We start from the raw sequence: 18,271 nt of genomic DNA on the forward strand, positions 1-18,271 counted from the left end.
GCTTTCACATGCAATGACGTTCTTCCAGTTGTCATCTGCGGCAATTGTCCGCTCGGCACGAGGCTCATGGAATAGCCGGAAACCTGGATACAGCATCAACAAGGCAGGCCAGCACCAGCGCCTGTAAGTGAAGAAATATGATAAATGCAAATCGTCCGATACTGAATCTCGATCTCGATCTGCTGCGGACCTTCGTCGCCGTCGCCGATCTGAGCACCTTTGCGGCGGCCGCTGCCGCGGTATGTCGTACCCAGTCCGCCGTCAGTCAGCAGATGCAGCGCCTGGAGCAACTGGTTGGCAAAGAGCTTTTCGCTCGCCATGGGCGTAATAAATTACTGACCGAGCAGGGGATTCAACTGCTCAGCTACGCGCGTAAAATACTGCGTTTTAATGATGAAGCCTGCATGTCGCTAATGTTTGGCAGCCTGCAGGGGACGTTGACTATCGGCGCTGCCGATGAAACGGCGGATACCATTCTACCTTATCTGCTCAATCGAATCGGCAGCTTCTATCCCAAACTAACGCTGGAAATTAAGGTCCTGAATTACGCCGATATCGTCGCGAAGTTAGGCAGCGGCGAGATTGACCTGGCGTTAACTACCCATCAAACCGGCGAATTTGACGTCCTGACGCTGCGTACCTCGCCGACGCTGTGGTACTGCGCCGCGGATTACGTACTGGCGCACGGAGAATCCGTTCCGCTGGTGCTGCTCGAAGAGTCAGGGCCGTTCCGTGAAGATATCATTTCCGCGCTTAATGCCGCGCAGGTCCCCTGGCATCTGGCGCATGCCGCCAGTTCTCTGGCCGGGGTAAAAGCCGCGGTGAAGGCGGGGCTTGGCGTCACCGCGCGACCGGTTGAAATGATGAGCCCTGAGCTGCGCGTGCCGGGTAAAAGCGATGGCCTACCGGGTTTGCCGGATACCCACTATGTGTTGAGCTGTAATCCACAGCGGGAAAACGAGCTGGCGCAGGCAATTTTTCAGTCGCTGAGCCAGGACCATAACCCGTGGAAAACAGAAACGCTCTATACCCCGGAAGGGGGAGACGGCTCCCTGGTTTCATAAAGCCAAATTATCATATATCGATCACAATAATCCGGTAACAAAATGTAAGTGTAAAAAAGAGCCGCCGATCGACAAAATGAGGTCAGTGGCTCTTTTTTTTTATATTTTACAAGGATTTTAAGCAGTTTAATAATTTATTGATATATGAATCAATAGGTTGACCCGGAAGCGGCCATTGTTTCCCTGTTTTTAGCTGCAGTTTCAATACTTCCTGCTAATGTTAAAAAACCGGACGGATTGTTGCCGTTTTTCTGATGTAATTAACAAAAGCGTGTCACAGATCAAGAAAATACCCCTACTTGGGGGGAGGAATCGCGGCCAAATCCTGTCAAAATAGATTGGCGAAACTGATTTACGTCTAAAACGGACACGATTCAACAACACTAAATCCGAATGATATGCAAGGTTATTACGCAACAAAGGGCATTTAATGTTAATGAAAAGATTCCAATGTAAATTAATGTAGTTAAAACTTTTGTTAAAGTTGACAAAAGGTTAAAGAAAGGGGTAAAAAGCCACGGCATTTGGGCTTCCTCATCAACCAGGGACGCTTTTTTGCAAGGTCATTTTTTTATTCCTCCCGTGAAACGCTGTGGCGTTCATCTGCCATCAAGAGCAGAGGGTTTTGGCGCTACACTTTTTTGGTTAAGCAATGCGTATGTCAACATCCACTGAAGTCATCGCTCATCATTGGGCATTCGCTATATTTCTCATCATCGCTATCGGTCTGTGCTGCCTGATGCTCGTCGGCGGCTGGTACCTCGGCGGTCGCGCGCGCGCGCGTAGCAAAAACACGCCGTTTGAATCGGGGATCGACTCCGTTGGTTCGGCCCGCTTACGTCTTTCTGCGAAGTTTTATCTGGTCGCCATGTTCTTCGTTATCTTCGACGTGGAAGCCCTGTATCTCTACGCATGGTCAACCTCCATTCGCGAAAGCGGTTGGGTTGGCTTTGTGGAAGCCGCAATTTTCATTTTAGTGCTACTGGCTGGTCTGGTTTACCTCGTTCGCATCGGCGCACTGGACTGGACGCCTGCGCGTTCCCGTCGCACGCTGGTTAACCCGGAAACAGACAGTCCCACTAACCGTCATATGCAGTAAAAGCGAGGCAATAAGATGGATTATACGCTCACCCGCATAGATCCTAACGGTGAGAACGACCGTTACCCCCTGCAAAAACAGGAGATCGTAACCGACCCCCTGGAGCAAGAAGTCAATAAAAGCGTGTATATGGGGAAACTCGAACACGCGCTGCATGACATGGTGAACTGGGGCCGTAAGAACTCGATTTGGCCGTACAACTTCGGCCTGTCTTGCTGCTATGTAGAAATGGTGACGTCATTCACTGCGGTGCATGACGTTGCGCGTTTTGGCGCGGAAGTACTGCGTGCCTCTCCGCGTCAGGCCGACCTGATGGTGGTCGCCGGCACCTGCTTCACCAAAATGGCCCCGGTAATTCAGCGCCTGTACGATCAGATGCTGGAGCCGAAGTGGGTTATCTCTATGGGCGCATGCGCTAACTCCGGCGGGATGTACGATATCTACTCCGTCGTGCAGGGCGTGGACAAGTTTATTCCGGTTGATGTTTACATCCCGGGCTGTCCGCCGCGTCCGGAAGCTTATATGCAGGCGCTGATGCTGCTGCAGGAATCCATTGGTAAAGAGCGCCGTCCTCTCTCCTGGGTGGTTGGCGATCAGGGCGTCTATCGCGCCAACATGCAATCCGAGCGCGAGCGTAAACGCGGCGAACGAATTGCGGTGACCAATCTGCGGACTCCGGACGAGATTTAACTTGCGCCTGCGGGCGGGAACCAGACTTCGCAAATCAATCTACAAAAGCAGCGAAGCCTCGCCCGGCAGTCACCACGGACCTTTTGCAATGGTGAACAATATGACTGATTTAACCGCGCATGACGCCGCACCAGCCTGGCAAACCCGCGATCACCTTGATGACCCGGTGATCGGCGAACTGCGCAACCGTTTTGGGCCGGATGCCTTTACCGTTCAGCCTACCCGTACCGGCGTTCCGGTGGTATGGGTGAAGCGCGAACAACTGCTTGAGGTGGGTGATTTCCTGAAGAGATTGCCAAAACCTTACGTGATGCTGTTTGACCTGCACGGCATGGACGAACGTTTACGTACGCACCGCGATGGCTTGCCAGCCGCGGATTTTTCCGTTTTCTACCACCTGATCTCAGTAGACCGCAACCGCGATATCATGCTCAAGGTGGCGTTGTCTGAAAACGATCTGCATCTGCCGACCTTCACCAAACTTTTCCCTAACGCCAACTGGTATGAGCGTGAAACCTGGGAAATGTTTGGCGTGACCTTTGACGGTCACCCGAATCTGCGCCGCATCATGATGCCGCCGACATGGGAAGGCCACCCGCTGCGTAAAGACTATCCGGCGCGCGCCACCGAATTCGATCCGTTTGAGCTGACTAAAGCCAAGCAGGATCTGGAAATGGAAGCGTTAACCTTCAAGCCGGAAGAGTGGGGCATGAAGCGCGGCACCGAAAACGAGGACTTTATGTTCCTCAACCTCGGCCCGAACCACCCGTCCGCTCACGGCGCATTCCGTATCATTCTGCAGCTGGATGGCGAAGAGATCGTCGACTGCGTGCCGGACATCGGCTACCACCACCGCGGCGCGGAGAAGATGGGCGAACGCCAGTCCTGGCACAGCTACATCCCTTACACCGACCGTATTGAATACCTCGGCGGCTGCGTCAACGAGATGCCGTACGTACTGGCGGTGGAAAAACTGGCCGGGATCACCGTGCCGGATCGCGTGAACGTGATCCGCGTGATGCTGTCCGAACTGTTCCGCATCAACAGCCACCTGCTGTATATCTCGACCTTTATTCAGGATGTCGGCGCGATGACGCCGGTCTTCTTCGCCTTTACCGACCGTCAGAAAATCTACGATCTGGTCGAAGCGATCACCGGTTTCCGTATGCACCCGGCGTGGTTCCGCATCGGCGGCGTCGCCCACGACCTGCCGCGCGGCTGGGATCGCCTGCTGCGTGAATTCCTTGAGTGGATGCCGAAGCGCCTGGATTCCTATGAGAAAGCCGCGCTGCGCAACACCATTCTGATTGGCCGCTCGAAAGGCGTTGCCGCCTACACCGCGAAAGAAGCGCTGGAGTGGGGCACCACCGGCGCAGGTCTGCGCGCGACCGGTATCGGCTTCGACGTGCGTAAATGGCGTCCTTATTCTGGCTACGAAAACTTCGACTTTGAAATCCCGACCGGCGGCGGCGTTTCCGACTGCTACACCCGCGTGATGCTGAAAGTGGAAGAGCTGCGCCAGAGCCTGCGCATTCTCCAGCAGTGCCTCGATAATATGCCGGAAGGCCCGTTCAAAGCGGATCACCCGCTGACCACGCCGCCGCCGAAAGAGCGCACGCTGCAGCACATTGAGACCCTGATTACTCACTTCCTGCAGGTTTCCTGGGGCCCGGTGATGCCGGCCAACGAATCCTTCCAGATGGTTGAAGCGACGAAGGGGATTAACAGTTACTACCTGACCAGCGACGGCAGCACCATGAGTTACCGTACCCGTATTCGTACCCCGAGCTATGCGCACCTGCAGCAGATCCCGGCGGCGATCCGCGGTAGCCTGGTATCCGACCTTATCGTCTATCTGGGTAGTATCGATTTTGTTATGTCAGACGTGGACCGCTAATTATGCACGAGAATCAACAACCACAAACCGAGGCTTTTGAGCTGAGTGCGGCAGAGCGTGAGGCTATTGAGCACGAGAAGCACCACTACGAAGACCCGCGTGCGGCGTCCATCGAAGCGCTGAAAATTGTTCAAAAACAGCGCGGCTGGGTGCCGGATGGCGCGATCTACGCGATCGCCGATGTGCTGGGGATCCCGGCAAGCGACGTCGAAGGCGTGGCGACATTCTATAGCCAGATCTTCCGCCAGCCGGTTGGCCGTCACGTGATCCGCTACTGCGACAGCGTGGTGTGCCATATCACCGGCTTCCAGGGGATCCAGTCGGCTATCGAGAAAAAGCTGGACATCAAACCGGGTCAAACCACCTTTGATGGCCGCTTCACGCTGCTGCCGACCTGTTGCCTTGGCAACTGCGACAAGGGGCCGACCATGATGATTGATGACGACACGCACAGTTATCTGACGCCGGAAGCGATTCCTGACCTCCTGGAGCGGTATAAATGAAAACCATTATTCGTACTGCCGAAACGCATCCATTAACCTGGCGTCTGCGCGATGACAAGCAGCCGGTATGGCTGGACGAGTATCGCAGCAAAAACGGTTATGAAGGGGCGCGCAAAGCCTTAGGCGGCATGGGGCCGGATGAAATCGTCAATGCGGTAAAAGACGCCGGCCTGAAAGGGCGCGGCGGCGCGGGCTTTTCCACCGGTCTGAAGTGGAGCCTGATGCCGAAAGACGAGTCCATGAACATCCGTTACCTGCTGTGTAACGCCGATGAAATGGAACCGGGTACCTATAAAGACCGTCTGCTGATGGAACAGCTGCCGCACCTGCTGGTGGAAGGTATGCTGATCTCCGCCTTTGCGCTGAAGGCATACCGCGGTTACATCTTCCTGCGCGGCGAATATATCGAAGCGGCGCAGCATCTGCGTCGTGCGATTGCCGAAGCCACCGAAGCGGGCCTGTTGGGGAAAAATATCCTCGGCACCGGTTTTGACTTCGAGCTGTTCGTGCATACCGGGGCAGGGCGCTATATCTGCGGTGAAGAGACGGCGCTTATCAACTCGCTGGAAGGCCGCCGCGCGAACCCGCGCTCCAAGCCGCCGTTCCCGGCGAGCTCGGGCGTATGGGGCAAACCGACCTGCGTCAACAACGTTGAAACCCTGTGCAACGTGCCAGCCATTCTCGCCAACGGCGTGGAGTGGTACCAGAATATTTCAACCAGCAAAGATGCCGGCACCAAGCTGATGGGCTTCTCCGGGCGCGTGAAGAATCCGGGCGTCTGGGAACTGCCGTTCGGCACCACCGCGCGCGAGATCCTCGAAGATTACGCTGGCGGCATGCGCGATGGCCTGAAGTTTAAAGCCTGGCAGCCGGGCGGCGCCGGTACCGACTTCCTGACCGAAGCGCACCTCGATTTGCCGATGGAGTTTGAAAGCATTGGTAAGGCAGGGAGCCGTCTGGGCACCGCGCTGGCGATGGCCGTCGACCACGAGATCGGCATGGTTCCGCTGGTGCGCAACCTCGAAGAATTTTTTGCCCGCGAATCCTGCGGCTGGTGTACGCCTTGCCGCGACGGTCTGCCGTGGAGCGTGAAGATCCTGCGCGCCCTGGAGCGCGGCGAAGGCCAGCCTGGCGATATCGAAACCCTTGAGCAACTGTGTCGATTCCTCGGGCCGGGTAAAACCTTCTGCGCGCACGCGCCGGGCGCGGTTGAACCGCTGCAGAGCGCTATCAAATATTTCCGCGAAGAATTCGAGGCTGGCATTAAGCAGCAGTTCAGCAATACCCATGCAATTAACGGTATTCAGCCGAACCTGCTTAAGACGCGCTGGTAATCTAAAGGTTTTTTATTTTTGGAAGCACGCAAATGGCTACGATTCATGTAGACGGCAAAGAATACGAGGTCAACGGAGCGGACAACCTGCTAGAGGCTTGTCTCTCTCTTGGTCTTGATATTCCATACTTTTGCTGGCACCCGGCGCTAGGGAGCGTCGGTGCTTGCCGCCAGTGTGCGGTGAAGCAATATCAGAACGCGGAAGACACGCGTGGTCGCCTGGTGATGTCCTGTATGACTCCGGCATCCGACGGCACCTTTATTTCTATTGACGACGGCGAAGCGAAGCAGTTCCGCGAAAGCGTGGTGGAGTGGCTGATGACTAACCACCCGCACGACTGCCCGGTCTGCGAAGAGGGCGGCAACTGCCACCTGCAGGATATGACGGTCATGACCGGTCATAGCTTCCGCCGCTATCGTTTCACCAAGCGTACCCACCGCAACCAGGATCTGGGGCCATTTATTTCTCACGAAATGAACCGCTGCATCGCCTGCTACCGCTGCGTTCGCTACTATAAAGATTATGCCGACGGCACCGATCTGGGCGTTTATGGCGCTCATGACAACGTCTACTTCGGCCGCCCGGAAGATGGCACGCTGGAAAGCGAGTTCTCCGGTAACCTGGTTGAAGTTTGCCCGACCGGCGTCTTCACCGATAAAACGCACTCCGAGCGTTACAACCGTAAGTGGGACATGCAGTTTGCGCCGAGCATCTGCCAGCAGTGTTCCATTGGCTGTAACATCAGCCCTGGCGAACGCTATGGCGAGCTGCGTCGTATCGAAAACCGCTATAACGGTACCGTTAACCGCTACTTCCTCTGCGACCGCGGTCGTTTCGGCTATGGCTACGTAAACCTCAAAGATCGTCCGCGTCAGCCGGTTCAGCGCCGCGGCGACGATCTGATCGCGCTCAACGCCGAACAGGCGATGCAGGGGGCGGCGGATATCCTGCGTCAGTCGAAGAAAGTCATTGGTATCGGTTCTCCGCGCGCCAGCATTGAAAGCAACTTCGCGCTGCGTGAGCTGGTCGGTAGCGAAAACTTCTATACCGGCATCGCTAAAGGCGAACAAGCGCGCCTGCAGATGATGCTTAAAGTGCTGCGTGAAGGCGGGATCCATACCCCGACGCTGCGCGATATCGAATCCTACGATGCGGTACTGGTGCTGGGCGAAGACATTACCCAGACCGGCGCGCGCGTTGCCCTGGCGGTACGCCAGGCGGTGAAAGGGAAAGCACGTGAAATGGCGGCGGCGCAGAAAGTGGCCGACTGGCAGATTGCGGCAATTCTCAACATCGGACAGCGCGCCAAGCATCCGTTATTTGTCACTAATATCGACGACACGCGCCTGGATGACATCGCGGCGTGGACCTACCGCGCGCCGGTGGAAGATCAGGCGCGTCTGGGCTTCGCTATCGCTCATGCGCTGGATGACAGCGCGCCGGCGGTTGATGGCCTGAGCCATGACCTGCAGGGTAAAGTCGATGTGATCGTTCAGGCGCTGGCCGGGGCGAAAAAACCGCTGATTATCTCCGGCACTAACGCCGGCAGCATGGAAATCATTCAGGCTGCCGCTAACGTGGCGAAAGCGTTGAAAGGCCGCGGCGCCGATGTTGGCATCACGATGGTTGCCCGCGCGGTGAACAGCGTCGGTCTGGGCATGATCGGTGGCGGCTCGCTTGAAGAGGCGCTGGACGAACTGGAAAGCGGCGCCGCAGACGCGGTTATCGTGCTGGAAAACGACCTGCACCGTCATGCTTCCGCCGCGCGCGTCGACGCAGCGCTTGCGAAAGCGCCGCTGGTGATGGTGGTTGACCATCAGCGCACCGCGATTATGGACAAAGCGCACCTGGTGCTCTCCGCGGCAAGCTTTGCGGAAAGCGACGGTACCGTGGTGAACAACGAAGGCCGCGCCCAGCGCTTCTTCCAGGTTTACGACCCGGCTTACTACGACGCGAAAACCGTGATGCTGGAAAGCTGGCGCTGGCTGCATTCGCTGCACAGTACCGTTAACAACCGTCAGGTTGACTGGACGCAGCTGGACCACGTCATCGATGCCGCGATTGCCGCCCTGCCGCAGCTGGCGGGCATTAAAGATGCCGCGCCGGATGCGACCTTCCGCATTCGCGGCCAGAAGCTGGCGCGTGAACCGCACCGCTACAGCGGCCGCACGGCGATGCGCGCTAACATCAGCGTGCACGAGCCGCGTCAGCCGCAGGATAAAGACACCATGTTCGCCTTCTCAATGGAAGGGAACAACCAGCCGTCCGCGCCGCGTTCGCAGATCCCGTTCGCCTGGGCGCCGGGCTGGAACTCCCCGCAGGCATGGAACAAATTCCAGGATGAAGTGGGCGGTAAACTGCGCCACGGCGATCCGGGCGTGCGTCTGATTGAAGCTTCCGCCAGCGGGCTGGAGTACTTCACGGCGGTTCCGGCCAGCTTCCACGCGGAAGAGGGCAAATGGCGTATCGCGCCTTACTACCACCTGTTTGGCAGCGATGAGCTGTCTCAGCGCTCTCCGGTGTTCCAGAGCCGGATGCCTGAGCCGTACATCAAGCTGAACCCGGCGGATGCCGCAAAGCTTGGCGTCAACGCCGGAGCGATGGTTTCCTTCAGCGTAGAAGGCCAGACGCTGAGTCTGCCGCTGGTTATCTCTGAAGGGCTGACCGCAGGACAGGTTGGCTTACCGATGGGCATGCCGGGCATCGCGCCGGTACTGGCCGGGGCGCGTATTGATTCACTGCAGGAGGCGCAAGCATGAGTTGGTTAACGCCGGATCTTATCGACATTCTGTTAAGCATCCTGAAGGCCGTAGTCATTCTGCTGGTGGTCGTCACCTGCGGCGCGTTCATGAGCTTCGGCGAGCGTCGTCTGCTCGGCCTGTTCCAGAACCGCTACGGACCTAACCGCGTGGGCTGGGGCGGTTCGCTGCAGCTGGTCGCCGACATGATCAAGATGTTCTTCAAAGAGGACTGGATCCCGCGCTTCTCCGATCGCGTGATCTTTACTCTGGCGCCGGTTATCGCCTTTACCTCGCTGCTGCTGGCCTTTGCTATCGTGCCGGTTAGCCCGTCGTGGGTGGTCGCCGACCTGAACATCGGTATTCTGTTCTTCCTGATGATGGCAGGCCTGGCGGTTTACGCGGTCCTGTTCGCCGGTTGGTCGAGCAACAACAAGTACTCGCTGCTGGGGGCGATGCGTGCTTCCGCGCAAACGCTGAGCTACGAAGTGTTCCTCGGTCTCTCCCTGATGGGCGTGGTGGCGCAGGCGGGGTCATTCAACATGACCGATATCGTCAACAACCAGGCGCATCTGTGGAACGTCATCCCGCAGTTCTTCGGCTTCGTGACTTTCGCCATCGCCGGCGTGGCGGTGTGTCACCGTCACCCGTTCGACCAGCCGGAAGCGGAGCAGGAACTGGCCGATGGTTACCACATTGAATATTCCGGTATGAAATTCGGTCTGTTCTTCGTCGGTGAATACATCGGTATCGTCACCGTCTCAGCGCTGATCGTTACGCTGTTCTTCGGCGGCTGGAATGGCCCGTGGTTACCGCCTTTCATCTGGTTCGCGCTGAAAACCGCGTTCTTCATGATGATGTTCATTTTGATCCGCGCATCATTACCGCGTCCGCGTTATGACCAGGTAATGTCCTTTGGCTGGAAGGTATGCCTGCCGTTAACGCTGGTCAACTTGTTGGTAACGGCGGCTGTCATTCTCTGGCAGGCGCAATAAGGGGTGAATTGAACATGACCTTAAAAGAATTATTGGTAGGGTTCGGCACCCAGGTCCGCAGTATTTGCATGATCGGGATGCACGCCTTCGCCAAACGTGAAACTCAGATGTACCCGGAAGAGCCGGTATATCTGCCGCCGCGCTATCGTGGCCGTATCGTGCTGACGCGCGATCCGGACGGTGAAGAGCGCTGCGTTGCCTGTAACCTGTGTGCGGTAGCCTGCCCGGTTGGCTGTATCTCTCTGCAGAAAGCAGAGACCAAAGACGGCCGCTGGTACCCGGAGTTCTTCCGCATCAACTTCTCACGCTGCATTTTCTGCGGCCTGTGCGAAGAAGCGTGCCCGACCACGGCGATTCAGTTGACCCCGGACTTCGAACTGGGCGAATACAAACGTCAGGATCTGGTGTACGAAAAAGAGGATCTGCTGATTTCCGGTCCGGGCAAATACCCGGAATATAACTTCTACCGGATGGCGGGTATGGCAATCGACGGCAAAGATAAGGGCGAAGCGGAAAACGAAGCTAAGCCAATCGACGTCAAGAGCCTGTTACCGTAAGGAGAGGGGCAATGGAATTCGCTTTTTATATCTGTGGCCTGATAGCCATCCTCGCAACCTTGCGGGTCGTCACCCACACCAATCCGGTGCACGCGCTGTTGTACCTGATCATTTCGCTGTTAGCGATTGCCGGGGTGTTTTTCTCGCTGGGCGCTTACTTCGCCGGTGCGCTGGAAATCATCGTTTACGCCGGGGCCATTATGGTGCTGTTCGTGTTCGTGGTGATGATGCTCAACCTGGGCGGCACCGAGATCGAACAGGAACGCAAATGGCTGCAGCCGGGGATCTGGATTGGCCCGGCCATCCTTTCCGCGGTGCTGCTGGTGGTTATCGTTTACGCCATCCTGGGCATCAATGACCAGGGTATCGACGGCGCGGCGATCAACGCCAAAGAAGTGGGTATTGCGCTGTTTGGGCCGTACGTCCTGGCGGTGGAGCTGGCCTCCATGCTGCTGCTGGCGGGCCTGGTTGTCGCCTTCCACATTGGCCGCGAAGAGCGCGCCGGTGAGGTGCTGAGCAATCGCGTGAACGACAGCGACAAAAGAAAAACGGAGGAACACGCATGATCCCCTTAACACATGGACTGATCCTCGCCGCCATCCTGTTTGTGCTCGGCCTGACTGGTCTTGTGATCCGCCGCAATCTGCTATTTATGCTGATTAGCCTGGAAATCATGATTAACGCCGCCGCGCTGGCATTCGTGGTCGCGGGAAGCTACTGGGGCCAGACTGATGGTCAGATTATGTATATCCTCGCTATCAGCCTCGCGGCTGCGGAAGCGAGTATCGGTCTGGCGCTGCTGCTGCAGCTCCATCGTCGCCGCCAGAACCTGAACATCGATTCAGTAAGTGAGTTGCGTGGATGAACATGCTTGCCTTAACCATTCTTCTGCCATTGATTGGCTTTGTGCTGCTGGCCTTCTCCCGCGGACGCTGGTCGGAAAATCTTTCCGCCACCGTTGGGATGGGCTCGGTAGGCCTGGCGGCGCTGGTGACGGCGTACGTCGGCGTCGACTTTTTCGCTAACGGCAAACAGGCGGTCAGCGTACCGCTGTGGAACTGGATGTCGGTCGGTGATTTCAACATCGGCTTCAACCTGGTGCTGGATGGCCTGTCTCTGACCATGCTCTCCGTGGTTACCGGCGTCGGCTTCCTGATCCACATGTTCGCCTCCTGGTACATGCGCGGCGAAGAGGGCTACTCTCGCTTCTTCGCTTACACCAACCTGTTTATCGCCAGCATGGTCGTTCTGGTGCTGGCCGATAACCTGCTGTTGATGTACCTGGGTTGGGAAGGCGTGGGTCTCTGTTCTTACCTGCTGATCGGTTTCTACTACACCGATCCGAAGAACAACGCCGCGGCGATGAAAGCGTTCGTGGTCACCCGCGTCGGCGACGTGTTCCTCGCCTTCGCGCTGTTCATTCTTTATAACGAACTGGGCACCCTGAACTTCCGTGAAATGGTTGAGCTGGCGCCGCAGCACTTCGCTAACGGCAGCACCACGCTGCAGTGGGCGACGCTGATGCTGCTCGGCGGCGCGGTCGGTAAATCCGCTCAGCTGCCGCTGCAAACGTGGCTTGCCGATGCGATGGCGGGCCCGACGCCGGTCTCTGCGCTGATCCACGCCGCTACCATGGTGACCGCGGGCGTGTACCTGATTGCCCGTACCCACGGCCTGTTCCTGATGACGCCGGAAGTGCTGCATCTGGTCGGTATCGTTGGCGCAATCACGCTGGTGCTGGCGGGCTTCGCCGCGCTGGTGCAGACCGACATCAAACGCGTGCTGGCTTACTCGACCATGAGCCAGATTGGCTACATGTTCCTCGCGCTGGGCGTGCAGGCATGGGACGCGGCGATCTTCCACCTGATGACGCACGCGTTCTTTAAAGCGCTGCTGTTCCTGTCGTCCGGTTCGGTGATCCTCGCCTGCCATCACGAACAGAACATCTTCAAGATGGGCGGCCTGCGCAAATCCATTCCGCTGGTTTATGTCTGCTTCCTGGTGGGGGGCGCGGCGCTGTCCGCTCTGCCGCTTATCACCGCAGGCTTCTTCAGTAAGGATGAGATTCTGGCTGGCGCGATGGCCAACGGCCATATCAATCTGATGGTAGCGGGCCTGGTCGGCGCCTTTATGACCTCGCTGTACACTTTCCGTATGATTTTCATCGTGTTCCACGGTAAAGAGCAAATTCACGCGCACGCAGGGAAGGGGATTACCCACCATCTGCCGCTGATTGTGCTGCTGATTCTGTCCACCTTCGTTGGCGCGCTGATTGTGCCGCCGCTGGAAGGCGTACTGCCGCAGACCACTGAGCTCGCTCACGGTAGCGTGATGACGCTGGAAATGACCTCCGGGATTATCGCTATCGCCGGCATCCTGATCGCCGCGTGGCTGTGGCTGGGCAAACGTACGCTGGTGACTTCCATCGCCAACAGCGCGCCTGGCCGCTTCTTCGGTACCTGGTGGTTCCATGCCTGGGGCTTCGACTGGTTATACGACAAAGTGTTCGTGAAACCATTCCTCGGTATTGCCTGGCTGCTGAAGAGCGATCCGCTGAACTCGTTGATGAATATCCCGGCGATTCTGTCCCGCTTCGCAGGCAAAGGTCTGCTGGTGAGCGAGAACGGCTATCTGCGCTGGTATGTGGCTTCAATGAGCATCGGCGCGGTGGTGGTGCTGGCTCTGCTGATGGTACTGCGTTGATTTGATCGCGCGGTTTTGCCCGGTGGCGCTTTGCTTACCGGGCCTACGAAACCGTAGGTCGGGTAAGCGAATCGCCACCCGACACAACAAACCGCCCTCAAACGTGAATGTAGTCGAATTCGTTGAAAATCGGTCCTGAACGGGACTTTAACAAGGAATAAAAATCGCCATGTTATTACCCTGGCTAATATTAATCCCCTTTATTGGCGGCTTCCTGTGCTGGCAGACTGAACGCTTTGGCGTGAAACTGCCGCGCTGGATTGCGCTGATTACCATGGGACTGACGCTGGTGCTTGGCCTGCAGCTGTGGATGCAGGGCGGCTATTCTCTGACGCAATCCGCGGGGATTCCGCAGTGGCAGTCGGAATTCGTGCTGCCGTGGATCCCACGTTTCGGCATTAGCATCCATCTGGCGATTGACGGTTTGTCGCTGCTCATGGTGGTGCTGACCGGCCTGCTCGGCGTGTTGGCGGTGCTCTGTTCCTGGCGCGAAATCGAAAAGTACCAGGGCTTCTTCCACCTCAACCTGATGTGGATCCTGGGCGGCGTCATCGGCGTATTCCTCGCCATCGACATGTTCCTGTTCTTCTTCTTCTGGGAAATGATGTTGGTGCCGATGTACTTCCTGATCGCGCTGTGGGGTCACAAAGCCTCTGACGGTAAAACGCGTATCACGGCGGCCACCAAGTTCTTCATCTATACCCAGGCGAGCGGCCTGGTGATGCTGATCGCCATTCTGGCGCTGGCATTCGTTCACTTCAACGCCACCGGCGTGTGGACCTTCAACTATGAAGAGCTGCTGAAAACCCCGATGTCGCACGGCGTGGAATACATGCTGATGCTCGGCTTCTTCATCGCCTTCGCGGTGAAAATGCCAGTGGTGCCGCTGCACGGCTGGCTACCGGACGCCCACTCCCAGGCGCCGACTGCCGGTTCCGTCGACCTCGCGGGCATCTTGTTGAAAACCGCGGCCTACGGTCTGCTGCGCTTTGCGCTGCCGCTGTTCCCGAACGCCTCCGCCGAGTTTGCGCCAATCGCCATGTGGCTGGGCGTGATCGGTATCTTCTACGGCGCGTGGATGGCCTTCGCCCAGACCGATATCAAACGTCTGATTGCATACACCTCCGTTTCCCACATGGGCTTCGTGCTGATTGCTATCTACACCGGTAGCCAGCTGGCTTATCAAGGGGCGGTGATTCAGATGATTGCCCACGGTCTGTCCGCGGCGGGTCTGTTCATTCTGTGTGGTCAGCTGTACGAACGTCTGCACACCCGCGATATGCGCCAGATGGGCGGCTTGTGGAGCAAAATTAAATGGCTGCCGGCGATGTCGATGTTCTTCGCTGTCGCCACCCTGGGGATGCCGGGCACCGGTAACTTTGTCGGCGAATTTATGATTCTGTTCGGCAGCTATAAAGTGGTGCCGGTGATTACCGTTATCTCGACCTTTGGTCTGGTATTCGCTTCCGTTTACTCGCTGTCGATGCTGCATCGCGCCTACTTCGGTAAGGCGAAGAGCGAAATCGCGACGAAAGAGCTGCCGGGGATGTCCCTGCGTGAACTGTCTATCATCCTGCTGCTGGTGGTGCTGCTGGTGCTGTTGGGCTTCTTCCCGCAGCCGATTCTCGACACCTCGCATGCTGCGATGAGCAACATTCAGCAGTGGTTTGTTAATTCTGTTTCTACTACAAGGCCGTAATTCGCCATGACAATAACTCCACAACAACTGATCGCACTGCTACCGCTGCTGATCGTCGGCTTGACGGTGGTGGTTGTGATGCTCTCCATTGCGTGGCGACGCAATCATTTTCTCAATGCCACGTTGTCGGTTCTCGGACTAAACGCCGCGCTGGTCTCGCTCTGGTTTGTCGGTCAGAACGGGGCGATGGACGTCACCCCGCTGATCCGCGTTGACGGTTACTCGATGCTCTATACCGGGCTGGTGCTGTTGGCGAGCCTCGCGACCTGTACTTTCGCCTACCCATGGCTTGAGGGTTACAAGGACAATAAAGAAGAGTTCTACCTGCTGGTGCTGATCGCCGCGCTGGGTGGCATTCTGCTGGCCGGCGCCAATCACCTGGCCTCGCTGTTCCTCGGTATCGAATTAATTTCGCTGCCGTTGTTCGGCCTGGTCGGCTACGCCTTCCGCCAGAAACGTTCGCTGGAAGCGAGCATCAAATACACCATCCTCTCCGCGGCAGCCTCGTCTTTCCTGCTGTTCGGTATGGCGCTGGTGTATGCGAACTCCGGCAACCTGTCCTTCCTCGCGCTGGGCAAGAGCCTGGCTGACAACGCGCTGCACGAGCCGCTGCTGCTGGCGGGCCTCGGTCTGATGATCGTCGGTCTTGGCTTTAAACTGTCGCTGGTGCCGTTCCACCTGTGGACGCCGGATGTTTACCAGGGCGCGCCTGCGCCGGTATCCACCTTCCTGGCTACCGCCAGCAAGATTGCCATCTTCGGCGTGGTGATGCGTCTGTTCCTGTACATGCCGGTGGGCGACAGCGAAGCGGTACGCGTGGTGCTGGGCCTGATCGCCTTCGCCTCTATCATCTTCGGTAACCTGATGGCGCTGAGCCAGACCAACATTAAGCGTCTGCTCGGTTACTCTTCCATTTCCCACCTCGGCTATCTGCTGGTGGCGTTAATCGCCCTGCAGAGCGGCGAAATGTCGATGGAAGCCGTTGGCGTCTACCTGGCCGGTTATCTGTTCAGCAGCCTCGGCGCGTTCGGCGTGGTCAGCCTGATGTCCAGCCCGTACCGCGGCCCGGATGCTGACTCGCTGTTCTCCTACCGCGGTCTGTTCTGGCACCGTCCGATCCTGTCGGCGGTAATGACGGTGATGATGCTGTCGCTGGCCGGTATTCCGATGACCCTCGGCTTTATCGGTAAGTTCTACGTGCTGGCCGTCGGTGTGCATGCGCACCTGTGGTGGCTGGTTGCCGCGGTAGTGATCGGCTCGGCGATTGGTCTCTACTACTACCTGCGCGTTGCCGTCAGCCTGTACCTGAGCGCCCCGGAGCAGCTGAACCGCGATGCGCCGTCAAACTGGCAGTACAGCGCCGGCGGTATCGTGGTGCTGATCTCCGCGCTGCTGGTGCTGGTGCTTGGCGTGTGGCCGCAGCCGCTGATTAGCATCGTGCAGCTGGCGACGCCGCTGATGTAATCTGCGCTATAAATAAAAAACCGCCGACTTGTCGGCGGTTTTTTTATGCCTGCGGTTTACGCCAGCCGATAGACCATAAAATCCTCCGCCAGTAGCGTATTAGCGAAAATCTCCCGGCATTCCGCCAGCATGCGCAGGCAGCCTTCGGCATCGTAGCGCGAGCTAAAGTGGGTGGCGATTAGCGTGCCGACCCCCGCTTCTTTGGCAAGCGCCGCGGTCTGCTGACTGGAAGAGTGGCCACGGCTATTGGCTTTCTCCGCCATCGCCTGCTCAAGGGTGGTTTCGTGGACCATCACGTCCGCGCCGCGCGCCATCTCCAGCGCCTGCGGACAAGGGGCGGTATCGCCAAAAATGGCCAGCGTTTTACCCGGCGTCGATGGCCCCAGATAGCGGCTACCGTCAATGACCCGACCATCTTCCAGTTCAACGCGCTGGCCGAGCTTGAGTTGATGGAACAGCGGCCCCGGACGCACGCCATCGGCAATCAGTTGGGCGGCATCGAGCGTTCCGGGTTTGTCATGTTGTTCGATGCGGTAGCCGTAGCACTCCACCGGATGACTGAGCGGGTACGCGCTGACCCGATAGCCCTCTTCGTCGAAGACCAGACCGGGGCCGACTTCAATGATAGTGAGCGGATAATCGGTCCACGAGCCGCTCAGGCGCAGCGCGGTTTCGATGAATTCTTTAATCCCTTTTGGTCCGTAGACCGTCAGCGGCAGCGAATTTCCCTGCATCGAGCGGCTGCACAACAGGCCGGGCAGGCCGAACAGATGATCGCCGTGCAGGTGAGTGATGAAAATTTTATTCAGTTTGCCTGGGTGGTAAGGGGTGTGGAGAAACTGATGCTGGGTGCCTTCGCCGCAGTCAAACAACCACATTTCAGCGCTGGTGGGTTGTTGCAAATTCAGTATTATCGACGTCATATTACGCGTACGGGTCGGCACGCCGGCGGATGTCCCCAAAAATGTTAATTCCATCGTCCAGTGTCCTCAGGCGAGTGGTAAAGCATCAGTATATCAATAAGGAGTAACAAATGATGACCTGGCAGGATTTACATCACAGTGAGCTCACCGTTGCCCAACTGTACGCCTTGCTGAAGCTGCGCAGCGCGGTGTTTGTCGTCGAACAACACTGCGTCTATCAGGATATCGACGGCGATGATTTAGTCGGTGAGAACCGTCATCTGCTCGGCTGGCGCGACGGCGAGCTGGTGGCCTATGCGCGGATCCTCAAAAGCGAAGAGGAGTTCGAACCGGTGGTGATCAGCCGGGTTATCGTCAGCCCGACCGTGCGCGGCGAGAAACTGGGCTACCAGCTGATGGAGCAGGCGCTGGCCAGCTGCCGGCAGAACTGGCCGCAGAAGGCGATTTATCTGGGAGCGCAGGCGCATTTGCAGAAATTTTATGCCAGCTTTGGTTTTGTGCCGGTGACGGACGTATACGATGAAGACGGGATTGCCCATATCGGTATGGCGCGTGACATCACAACTCATTAAGAAGCTAAATAGTAATAGCGTATCGCTATCAAT

The 18,271-nt window shown here is 57.4% G+C and carries 16 protein-coding genes; 15 read left to right on the forward strand and 1 reads right to left on the reverse strand.

Annotated features, from left to right (window positions below; translation table 11 throughout):
* Nucleotides 1–137 precede the first annotated feature (137 nt).
* From PGR23_RS01105 to nuoN, 14 genes are all read left to right on the forward strand, one after another.
* The gene (locus PGR23_RS01105) at nucleotides 138–1,064 is read left to right on the forward strand and encodes a LysR family transcriptional regulator (RefSeq protein WP_045391466.1); all 927 of its coding nucleotides are present in this window, start codon (nucleotides 138–140) and stop codon (nucleotides 1,062–1,064) included.
* A gap of 652 nt (nucleotides 1,065–1,716) precedes the next feature.
* Entirely contained in the window at nucleotides 1,717–2,163 is a 447-nt protein-coding gene (nuoA, locus tag PGR23_RS01110) for an NADH-quinone oxidoreductase subunit NuoA (RefSeq protein WP_002913181.1), read from the forward strand.
* Between the two features lie 15 nt (nucleotides 2,164–2,178).
* Nucleotides 2,179–2,853: an NADH-quinone oxidoreductase subunit NuoB gene (gene nuoB, locus PGR23_RS01115; protein WP_002913178.1), complete on the forward strand. Its 675-nt coding sequence runs from the start codon at nucleotides 2,179–2,181 to the stop codon at nucleotides 2,851–2,853.
* 88 nt (nucleotides 2,854–2,941) lie between these two features.
* A complete protein-coding gene (nuoC, locus tag PGR23_RS01120) occupies nucleotides 2,942–4,750 on the forward strand; it encodes an NADH-quinone oxidoreductase subunit C/D (RefSeq protein ID WP_015365585.1) in 1,809 nt (602 codons plus the stop codon).
* Nucleotides 4,751–4,752: 2 nt separating this feature from the next.
* Nucleotides 4,753–5,253 (forward strand): NADH-quinone oxidoreductase subunit NuoE, encoded by a 501-nt coding sequence (gene nuoE / locus PGR23_RS01125; RefSeq protein WP_015365586.1) that lies wholly within the window; start codon nucleotides 4,753–4,755, stop codon nucleotides 5,251–5,253.
* Nucleotides 5,250–6,587, forward strand: a complete 1,338-nt coding sequence (gene nuoF, locus PGR23_RS01130; RefSeq protein WP_430915563.1) for an NADH-quinone oxidoreductase subunit NuoF — start codon at nucleotides 5,250–5,252, stop codon at nucleotides 6,585–6,587. Before nuoE ends, nuoF begins: the two co-directional genes overlap by 4 nt.
* A gap of 32 nt (nucleotides 6,588–6,619) precedes the next feature.
* A complete protein-coding gene (gene nuoG / locus PGR23_RS01135; RefSeq protein ID WP_047043280.1) occupies nucleotides 6,620–9,346 on the forward strand; it encodes an NADH-quinone oxidoreductase subunit NuoG in 2,727 nt (908 codons plus the stop codon).
* Entirely contained in the window at nucleotides 9,343–10,320 is a 978-nt protein-coding gene (gene nuoH, locus PGR23_RS01140; RefSeq protein ID WP_015365589.1) for an NADH-quinone oxidoreductase subunit NuoH, read from the forward strand. Before nuoG ends, nuoH begins: the two co-directional genes overlap by 4 nt.
* Nucleotides 10,321–10,334: 14 nt before the next feature.
* Nucleotides 10,335–10,877 (forward strand): NADH-quinone oxidoreductase subunit NuoI, encoded by a 543-nt coding sequence (gene nuoI / locus PGR23_RS01145; protein WP_015365590.1) that lies wholly within the window; start codon nucleotides 10,335–10,337, stop codon nucleotides 10,875–10,877.
* Between the two features lie 11 nt (nucleotides 10,878–10,888).
* On the forward strand, nucleotides 10,889–11,443 hold the full coding sequence (gene nuoJ, locus PGR23_RS01150) for an NADH-quinone oxidoreductase subunit J (protein WP_015365591.1): 555 nt from the start codon (nucleotides 10,889–10,891) through the stop codon (nucleotides 11,441–11,443).
* Nucleotides 11,440–11,742 (forward strand): NADH-quinone oxidoreductase subunit NuoK, encoded by a 303-nt coding sequence (gene nuoK / locus PGR23_RS01155; RefSeq protein ID WP_004865088.1) that lies wholly within the window; start codon nucleotides 11,440–11,442, stop codon nucleotides 11,740–11,742. The genes nuoJ and nuoK overlap by 4 nt, the downstream gene beginning before the upstream one ends.
* Nucleotides 11,739–13,580, forward strand: coding sequence for an NADH-quinone oxidoreductase subunit L (nuoL, locus tag PGR23_RS01160; RefSeq protein WP_015706160.1), 1,842 nt, complete (start codon nucleotides 11,739–11,741; stop codon nucleotides 13,578–13,580). The genes nuoK and nuoL overlap by 4 nt, the downstream gene beginning before the upstream one ends.
* Nucleotides 13,581–13,749: 169 nt before the next feature.
* Nucleotides 13,750–15,279: an NADH-quinone oxidoreductase subunit M gene (gene nuoM, locus PGR23_RS01165; RefSeq protein WP_015365593.1), complete on the forward strand. Its 1,530-nt coding sequence runs from the start codon at nucleotides 13,750–13,752 to the stop codon at nucleotides 15,277–15,279.
* Nucleotides 15,280–15,285: 6 nt separating this feature from the next.
* Nucleotides 15,286–16,743: an NADH-quinone oxidoreductase subunit NuoN gene (gene nuoN, locus PGR23_RS01170; RefSeq protein WP_015365594.1), complete on the forward strand. Its 1,458-nt coding sequence runs from the start codon at nucleotides 15,286–15,288 to the stop codon at nucleotides 16,741–16,743.
* A 56-nt stretch (nucleotides 16,744–16,799) separates the two neighbouring features.
* Here the strand turns inward: nuoN and rnz are convergent, their stop codons facing one another.
* Nucleotides 16,800–17,720: a ribonuclease Z gene (gene rnz / locus PGR23_RS01175; protein ID WP_396279509.1), complete on the reverse strand. Its 921-nt coding sequence runs from the start codon at nucleotides 17,718–17,720 to the stop codon at nucleotides 16,800–16,802.
* A 56-nt stretch (nucleotides 17,721–17,776) separates the two neighbouring features.
* Here rnz and PGR23_RS01180 point away from each other — a divergent pair, with 56 nt between their 5' ends.
* Nucleotides 17,777–18,238 carry a GNAT family N-acetyltransferase gene (locus PGR23_RS01180; RefSeq protein ID WP_396279510.1) on the forward strand — a complete coding sequence of 154 codons (462 nt, stop codon included), beginning with the start codon at nucleotides 17,777–17,779 and terminating at the stop codon, nucleotides 18,236–18,238.
* The last annotated feature ends 33 nt before the right edge of the window (nucleotides 18,239–18,271 follow it).

It is taken from the genome of Klebsiella sp. 141162 (genome assembly GCF_050600755.1).
In the GTDB taxonomy this organism is placed as follows: Bacteria; Pseudomonadota; Gammaproteobacteria; order Enterobacterales; family Enterobacteriaceae; genus Klebsiella; species Klebsiella aerogenes.

What these genes read in the sequence shown, in the direction of transcription:
- nuoF (WP_430915563.1), top strand. Translation starts at nt 5,250, where the DNA reads ATGAAAACCATTATTCGTACTGCCGAAACGCATCCATTAACCTGGCGT.
- nuoB (WP_002913178.1), top strand. Translation starts at nt 2,179, where the DNA reads ATGGATTATACGCTCACCCGCATAGATCCTAACGGTGAGAACGACCGT.
- nuoN (WP_015365594.1), top strand. Translation starts at nt 15,286, where the DNA reads ATGACAATAACTCCACAACAACTGATCGCACTGCTACCGCTGCTGATC.
- nuoH (WP_015365589.1), top strand. Translation starts at nt 9,343, where the DNA reads ATGAGTTGGTTAACGCCGGATCTTATCGACATTCTGTTAAGCATCCTG.
- nuoG (WP_047043280.1), top strand. Translation starts at nt 6,620, where the DNA reads ATGGCTACGATTCATGTAGACGGCAAAGAATACGAGGTCAACGGAGCG.
- nuoE (WP_015365586.1), top strand. Translation starts at nt 4,753, where the DNA reads ATGCACGAGAATCAACAACCACAAACCGAGGCTTTTGAGCTGAGTGCG.
- nuoI (WP_015365590.1), top strand. Translation starts at nt 10,335, where the DNA reads ATGACCTTAAAAGAATTATTGGTAGGGTTCGGCACCCAGGTCCGCAGT.
- nuoC (WP_015365585.1), top strand. Translation starts at nt 2,942, where the DNA reads ATGGTGAACAATATGACTGATTTAACCGCGCATGACGCCGCACCAGCC.
- nuoJ (WP_015365591.1), top strand. Translation starts at nt 10,889, where the DNA reads ATGGAATTCGCTTTTTATATCTGTGGCCTGATAGCCATCCTCGCAACC.
- nuoA (WP_002913181.1), top strand. Translation starts at nt 1,717, where the DNA reads ATGCGTATGTCAACATCCACTGAAGTCATCGCTCATCATTGGGCATTC.
- rnz (WP_396279509.1), bottom strand. Translation starts at nt 17,720, where the DNA reads ATGGAATTAACATTTTTGGGGACATCCGCCGGCGTGCCGACCCGTACG.
- PGR23_RS01105 (WP_045391466.1), top strand. Translation starts at nt 138, where the DNA reads ATGATAAATGCAAATCGTCCGATACTGAATCTCGATCTCGATCTGCTG.
- nuoL (WP_015706160.1), top strand. Translation starts at nt 11,739, where the DNA reads ATGAACATGCTTGCCTTAACCATTCTTCTGCCATTGATTGGCTTTGTG.
- nuoK (WP_004865088.1), top strand. Translation starts at nt 11,440, where the DNA reads ATGATCCCCTTAACACATGGACTGATCCTCGCCGCCATCCTGTTTGTG.
- PGR23_RS01180 (WP_396279510.1), top strand. Translation starts at nt 17,777, where the DNA reads ATGATGACCTGGCAGGATTTACATCACAGTGAGCTCACCGTTGCCCAA.
- nuoM (WP_015365593.1), top strand. Translation starts at nt 13,750, where the DNA reads ATGTTATTACCCTGGCTAATATTAATCCCCTTTATTGGCGGCTTCCTG.